Raw genomic sequence first — 6,538 nt, forward strand, 5'->3', positions numbered from 1 at the left:
GACAGTCTCTGGAAGATCGCGCAGCTGTATCGCACCAGCGTGGAAGCCATCAAGGAGGCCAATGGGCGGGGGCACGACAGGATCTATCCGGGTGAGGTGCTGTTGATTGCGGGGAGCGGCAAGACCAAGCCAGATCACAGGTCTTCGACTGCTCCTTCCGCCACGACCGCTGCCAAGCCACCGGCTGCCAGTGCGTCGCCAAGCTCGGCAGCGTTGTCGAGGCCAAAGGTGGTCCCTCCTCCACCACCTGTTCCGTCCGGAATCAGGTCATCGGACTCGGAGCGGTCGAAGGAAGGCGAAGGGAAGGTTCTGGCGCTGATCAATCCGGTGCCGGGGCGGGCGCCGTGGATGCCTGTCGCGATTGCGGAAGCGAAGCTCAGGCGGGGGGAGGTTGAGCTGACGCTGCAGGACAAGATCAATTACCACGTCGAAATCGACGATGGATTCAGGGCCCTATATGGCAATAGTAACGCGTGGTGCGCCGCCTTTGTGAACTGGTGCCTGATGAAGGCGAAATATCCAATTGAAAACGCCAGTTTTCCAAATCACAAAGTAGCCAAGGCGCGTGCCCACGGATTTTATGAAGTCGATGCTCCAAAAGAGGAGACGGGGAAAGAGTCGAGAAAAATCAGAAACCCATTGTTCGTCGAGTTGGCGAAACCAATTTATGGGGCTATCGCCATGGTTACGTCCCGATCCGGTGCGGGGCAACATGTTGGGTTTGTGTATGCAAAGAACGGATCCAATGGACTGATCCTGCTTGGAGGAAATCAGTCGCAGCAAATAAATTTCTCCTATTTCAATATTTCGCCAATCGCTCCGTATGTCACAAAAAGCGATAAAGGAGAAAAAATCAAGCACAAAGGAAATTCAACTTATCTGAAATATTTTGTTCCGGTTGCCTACTATGAACAAGCCAAGAAGGACCTTCTGAGCCCTGGACTCGATGAACAAGATGCGAATGAAATAAACAAGGAAATGGGCATAGAGGTTTTCAAGCCTAGCTCAAAAAATTCAACCCCTACGCTCAAGTAAAAATGATTTGCACAACAAATAATTTCTCATTTGGAAAATCAATAATATCCTTTCTACTTTTTACACTTGCTTTTTCATCTTTTTCCTATGCCGGATATGCCGGCGGACCTTATGTTGTATGGATAAATCTCGATCGATCCATCAATGGAAAGAGAGTTGACAAAATAATTGCCAATTTCGCGACAAGCAAATCGGCAAATTGTGATGGGCAGTGGAAAATGGGTGATTCGTTGTTGTATATGGTGGAGCGCCCATTCTCGATCAGCGACTCTCTGGTTGAGGACGTATTCTTAAGAAATGACAAAATCCAAATGAAGCGCTTGAGTCTCGCCTTGAAAAATCATAGGGATGCTGATTTTCCAAGTCATGAAGGTCTTGACGGCGTCCTGATCTACTCAAACAAGCGCGATGCAAAAATGATGAGTTTCACAAAGGGCAAGCGAAAAGTTGAATCCATGCGACTTGCATCGCAAGGAGAACTCCCGTCAAAGAAAGACATAGAAGATGCTTTTTGCGCTCTTCTTCCTCCTATTACTCGATCGCCCTGAGGTCAGGGCACAGGCTCAATCAAAAGAACAGAAGTCGCAATACGTCAATGCGCAAGATTTGCAAACATACCCAACCCTCAAACAGAAGGGATCGCAAATAAATTTACGCAGGACAAATCCGAAAATCCAAAGAACCGCATGCTGGATCAAGAGCTTGCGCGTTGTTCAGCGCGGATGATCGAGTCCGCCCTGAACAATTCAGTTTTCAGCCAAATGCGACATGACAGAGCGTGGCGGCCGGTGCCAGCGCAATCAGCAATACATGCCGGTCCAAGCCGAGCTGGGCGCAAAGAAGCCGCAGCTTTACCAGGATCAAGCGCAGGTTGTGGCCGGTGCCGCACATGACCGCATGCAGCGCGTCGCCAATGCATCTCGACCTGCCGCTTCTGCAGAAGCGATGCCGCGTGCTGGTGCAGCGCATCCCGAGGCCGAACGCTTCGTGCTTCAGGGCACGGTGCACTTGCCTTCGCTGGAGGCGCCGCAGCAGTTCAACTCGGTGCTGCGGAGGTATCTCGACCGCCTGTGAAGGGGGCGCCTTTCAACCGGGTGAGACGAGGCATGCGAGCGCGGCACACGGCCGCGCCTCGTTCAATCAAGCCGGATCGAACCCCGGTGCCGAACTGATCTCCGTCGGCTTGTAGATCTTGTGCTGCGCGATGCCGCTCCCCGCATCCGTCACCACCAGCAGCCGCCACAGCGGCTCGCGCACGGAGCAATCGCTTTCTTCCTTGCTGAGCTTGAAGCTGGGCACGCCGGGTGCGGTGCCCTTGACGGTCACGCGCAGCAGGGTCTGGCCCTTGGCGTTGGAGACTTCGAGGTCGAAGCCCTTGCCGGTCATGTTCTCGGCCTTGTAGCCGTAGCCGGTGAAGTGCTTGACGACGTATTCGAGCGCGGCGGCCTGCACTGCTTCGGGCGAGGCCTTGTCGTCGTCGGCTGCCTTGGCGGCGGCGGAGAGTTTCTGCGGAATGTTGCCGCGTTCCCTGGCGGCCTGCACTTCGGCTTCGCCCGGCTCCCAGCCGCGCGGGCCGCGCACGAGCACGGCGAGTTTCTGTTCGGGCTCCCAGCTGGCCACGTGCCATTCGTCGTCGTCGCGCACGCGGGTGGACACCTTGGCGTCCTTGTTGCTCTCGACTTCGAGAATGGCGATGCGGTTGGTCTGCACCACTGCGCGGAAGCCGCTGCCGGCGTCGTAGCTGCGCTTGAGCAGCGCGAGCCTGTCCTTGGCGCGCTGCAGTTGCTGGGCGTTGCGCTCGCCGCCGCCGGCGCGGTGATGGACGTCGAGCGATTCCAGGTAGAACCAGCGCCCGCTGGCCGACACGTTGACCCATTCGGCCCAGATGGTGGCGATGACGTTGTCGCCGGTGGCCAGCCACGCGTGCTCGAATGGTTTGTCGCGCGCGTCGAACACACCCATCTTGGCGACGATCTCGACCGGCGTGAGCCGCGGGCCCTTGAGCCGCATCTCGTCGATCACAGTGAGTACGCGGGGGTCGACTTCCTTGTCCATTCAGTGGAATTCTGCTGAGTTTGAGGGGGTGGGGAGTATGCCGCATCGCCCGGCGCGGGCGCGCGTCCGCCGGCAATCGTATGGCACGATCAAAGGATGAACGAGCCCTCACGCCGCATACCGTATCGCACCTGGCCGGGGGCGCTGGCGGTGCTGCTCGCGATTGCCGCCTACGTGGGCGGCCTCACCTTCTGGGACCGCCACACGCCGGGCAACCGGCCGCTGCAGCCGGGCGAGACGGTGGWGGCGGGCCAGGCCAGGTTCGTGCCGGCCGAGGGTTGGGAGATGGACGTTTCGCGCTCCAGGGCGGGCCAGTCGCTGATGCTCTTCAAGGGCGGCCACAAGTTCCTGGTGACGACCTTCCCGTGGGCCGGCGGGCCCGACGGCCCGCTGGTGCGCCAGCAGCGGCTGATGGAGCGCGGCCAGCGCCTGCAGATAGACGGCGACGTGTCGGACTTCATCACCTCCTGGGGCCTGCAGGGCAAGACTTTTGCGTACTACGGCTCGAAGCTGGCGGGCCGCTTCTGGCAGGTGGTCGACGTGCGGCGCAAGTCGCTGGTGCAGATCGACTTCTGGGGCTCCGACGACGGCATGGACGACGCGCTGGTGGAGGCGCGCTCGATGCTCGACTCGATGGACCTGGAGGCGCCGCAATGAACATGCCGGTGTTCGACCGGGGCGACCGGAGCAGTCCGCAGGTGACGGAAGTGGCCGGCTGGCCGGTGGGCACCGACTCCTTCTTCCAGCCGCGGCGCGCGGCCTTCTGGGTGCTGGTGGCGCTGATAGTGAACGGGCTGTTCTACACAGGCTACATGTTCTCGCTGGGTGTGCGGGTGGTGCCGGTCACGGCCTTCCTGGGGCTGACGGTGTGGGGCATCTACACGATGCTTTTCGTGCAGGCCTTCCGCACGCTGGACCTGCTGGAGCAGCACTCGACGGAGGCCTACGTGCTGGCCTTCGCCTGGGGTGGCATGGGCGCCGTGTACTTCGCGGCACCAGCCAACGTTGCCATACAAAGCCTGTGCGCGAAGCTGGTGTCGCCGGAGTTCGTCGCGACCTGGGGGGCGGCGGTGGCTGGGCCGGTGACCGAAGAGTTCCTGAAGCTCGCGGGCGTCGTGCTGCTGGTGCTGGTGGCGCGCAACCAGTTCCAGACGTACCTGTCGGTGCTGATCGTCGGCGCGATGGTGGGGCTGGGCTTCCAGGTGGTCGAGAACCTGAGCTACACGGTGAAGTCGGCGGTGCACTTTCCGCTGGAGAACCAGGTCTACCCGGTGCTTCTGAACCTGTTCACGCGCGGGCTGCTCGCCGGGCTGTGGAGCCATGCGGCGTACACGGCGATCGCGTCTTTTGGTGTCGCCTGGTTCCTTCTGCATCCGCAGCGTCCGATGGCGGCGCGCATCGCGGTTGCGGTGCTGTGCTTCGTGCTCGCTTGGGGCATGCACTTCATCTGGAACTCGCCCTTTCTCGAAGACCTGTTCGACGGCGGCTACGGAGAAATGGCGGTGATGCTGGCCATCAAGGGCCTGCCCGCGATCATCGTGGCCGCCCTCTTCTGGCAGGTTGCCACGCGCGAAAACGGCACCTATCTGCATGCGCTGGCGGCGTGGTTCGTGCCGGAGCGCGACCTGATCCGCGACGACGAATGGGTGCGGCTGGGCGCGCCGATGCAACGCTACAAGGTGCGCCGCGAAATGGGCTGGACCTACGGCTGGCGCGCAAGGCGCCTGAAGACGCACCTGCAGCGCGAGCAACTGCGGCTGATCCGCAAGGCGGCCACCTACGGCCGCGGGCCGCAGACGCTGAAGCACGAAACTGCGGTGAGGCGCCTGCGCGCCAAGCTCGACCCGATCATCGCGGCCCACACCGCGGCGGGAACCACGGCAGGAACCAAGGCAGGAACCTGAGCGTTGGTTTCTCGCGATGCCGGGGCAACCCTGCCCGGGATTGTTAAAAAAGATTGCTAAAGTCGTACGCGTCATGCGACGACAACAACAAGAAATGCTTGGACTGCGCCTGCTGGCGCTGCTGGTGCTCGTGTTGCTGGGCACCGGCTGGAGCTTCCGCGCACAGGCCGTCACGCTCGTCGACCAGGCGCAGCTCACGCTGACCCTGCATGGCCCACATCCGCCCGCCCAGCCGCCGGAGCCGCACGCAGTGCAGCTGCCCTACAACTGGGACCAGCGGCAAGGCGCGGTCGACGGCGAGGCGGCGTTCTCGTTCGATGTACCCGCCGCCGACGCGAACGTGCCGCAGGCGCTCTTCGTGCCGCGCATCGGCAACAGCTTCAGGGTGCTGGTCGACGGACAAGAGCTGGCGCGCTTCGGCACCTTTCCGCCGGGGCCGTACGACGATGCCTCCTTCACGCCGCAGTACTTCGCGCTGCCGCCCTCCCCGGCCTCGGTGCGGCGTGTGGAGATCGTCGTCGCCGCGCAGGCCGCGCGCCAGGGCGGGCTCTCGCCGGTGGTGGCGGGCACGGAGGCCGAGATCCGGCCGCTGTACGAGAACGCCCTCTTCTGGCAGATCAGCGGCGGGCGCTTCATCGCCATCGTGAGCGGCGTGCTCGGGGCGCTGTCGCTGCTGGTGTGGCTGCGGCAGCGCGAATCGCTCTACCTCTACTACGGCCTGGGCGAGTTGCTCTGGTCGGTACAGACGGCGCGGGTGCTCTTCACGCATGCGCCGCTGCCCTGGCCCTGGTGGGGCGTGGTGCCGCTGGCGGCGTTCCAGGCCGCGGTGCCGCTGCTGTGCCGCTTCGCACTGTCGGTGGTGGGCAAGGGAGACACCCGGCTCGCGCGCTTGCTGGGCCTGCTGGCGCTGCTGGCGCCAGTGACGGCCACGCTGGGCATCACTGTGCCGCTGCTGTGGCTGATGCCGGCGTGGCAGATGCTCTTCTTCCTGGCCGGGCTGGCGATGGTGGTGGTCGTGCTGCGGGTGGCGGTGCGCAGTTCGGTGCTGGAGCACCGCGTGCTGGGCGTGGCGGTGGTGCTGGTGGTGCTGAGCGCCGCGCGCGACAACTGGGTGATGCGCACCTCGCCCGAAGCCTACGCGGTGGTGCCGTGGATCCGCTTCGCCTGGGTGGGCTTCGCGATCTCGCTGGCCTGGGTGATCGCCGAGCGCATGCGCAAGGACGTGCGCGCCATGGCGCAGATGAACGCATCGCTCGAAGCCGAGCTGGCGGAGCGCAACGCGGCGCTCGAAGCGGTCTTCGCGCGCGAACGCGAAGGCGAGAAGGCACGCGGCGCGCTCGAGGAGCGCCAGCGCCTCACGCAGGACCTGCACGACGGCCTCGGCGGCCAGCTCGTCGGCCTGCTGCAGATGGCGCAGCAGCCCGGCACCGCCATGAACGACGTGGCGCTGCACCTGCGCGATGCGGTCGACCAGCTCAAGCTCACGGTCGATGCCATGCACGGCTGCGAAGGCGACGTGGCCTCCGCGCTCGGCAGCGTGCGCT

Annotated in this window: 6 protein-coding genes and 1 pseudogene; 5 read left to right on the forward strand and 2 right to left on the reverse strand. The window is 62.8% G+C overall.

Features of this window, described 5'->3' with window-relative positions:
• A partial coding sequence (locus tag QMO14_RS32430) for a LysM peptidoglycan-binding domain-containing protein (protein WP_301512199.1) occupies positions 1 to 1,035 on the forward strand: 1,035 nt, incomplete at its 5' end.
• Between the two features lie 2 nt (positions 1,036 to 1,037).
• On the forward strand, positions 1,038 to 1,583 hold the full coding sequence (locus QMO14_RS32435; RefSeq protein ID WP_301512200.1) for a hypothetical protein: 546 nt from the start codon (positions 1,038 to 1,040) through the stop codon (positions 1,581 to 1,583).
• A gap of 205 nt (positions 1,584 to 1,788) precedes the next feature.
• Here QMO14_RS32435 and QMO14_RS32440 read toward each other — a convergent pair.
• Both QMO14_RS32440 and QMO14_RS32445 read right to left on the reverse strand, forming a co-directional pair.
• Positions 1,789 to 1,950 (reverse strand): annotated as a pseudogene (locus QMO14_RS32440) (IS5/IS1182 family transposase); the annotation flags it as partial.
• A 225-nt stretch (positions 1,951 to 2,175) separates the two neighbouring features.
• The gene (locus tag QMO14_RS32445; RefSeq protein WP_301512201.1) at positions 2,176 to 3,090 is read right to left on the reverse strand and encodes a DUF3883 domain-containing protein; all 915 of its coding nucleotides are present in this window, start codon (positions 3,088 to 3,090) and stop codon (positions 2,176 to 2,178) included.
• A gap of 96 nt (positions 3,091 to 3,186) precedes the next feature.
• On the opposite strand from QMO14_RS32445, the gene QMO14_RS32450 reads away from it, so the two are divergent.
• The 3 genes from QMO14_RS32450 to QMO14_RS32460 all read left to right on the forward strand — a co-directional run.
• The gene (locus QMO14_RS32450) at positions 3,187 to 3,747 is read left to right on the forward strand and encodes a hypothetical protein (protein WP_301512203.1); all 561 of its coding nucleotides are present in this window, start codon (positions 3,187 to 3,189) and stop codon (positions 3,745 to 3,747) included.
• Positions 3,744 to 4,994, forward strand: a complete 1,251-nt coding sequence (locus QMO14_RS32455) for a PrsW family intramembrane metalloprotease (protein WP_301512205.1) — start codon at positions 3,744 to 3,746, stop codon at positions 4,992 to 4,994. Before QMO14_RS32450 ends, QMO14_RS32455 begins: the two co-directional genes overlap by 4 nt.
• Positions 4,995 to 5,088: 94 nt before the next feature.
• Positions 5,089 to 6,538: hypothetical protein (locus QMO14_RS32460; protein ID WP_301512206.1), on the forward strand; the 1,450-nt coding region annotated here is incomplete at its 3' end.

The sequence above is a fragment of the Variovorax sp. CAN15 genome (assembly GCF_030462475.1).
GTDB lineage: Bacteria > Pseudomonadota > Gammaproteobacteria > Burkholderiales > Burkholderiaceae_C > Variovorax.

Excerpts from the sequence above, each read along its gene's own strand:
- QMO14_RS32455 (WP_301512205.1), top strand. The coding sequence starts at position 3,744 with ATGAACATGCCGGTGTTCGACCGGGGCGACCGGAGCAGTCCGCAGGTG.
- QMO14_RS32445 (WP_301512201.1), bottom strand. The coding sequence starts at position 3,090 with ATGGACAAGGAAGTCGACCCCCGCGTACTCACTGTGATCGACGAGATG.
- QMO14_RS32435 (WP_301512200.1), top strand. The coding sequence starts at position 1,038 with ATGATTTGCACAACAAATAATTTCTCATTTGGAAAATCAATAATATCC.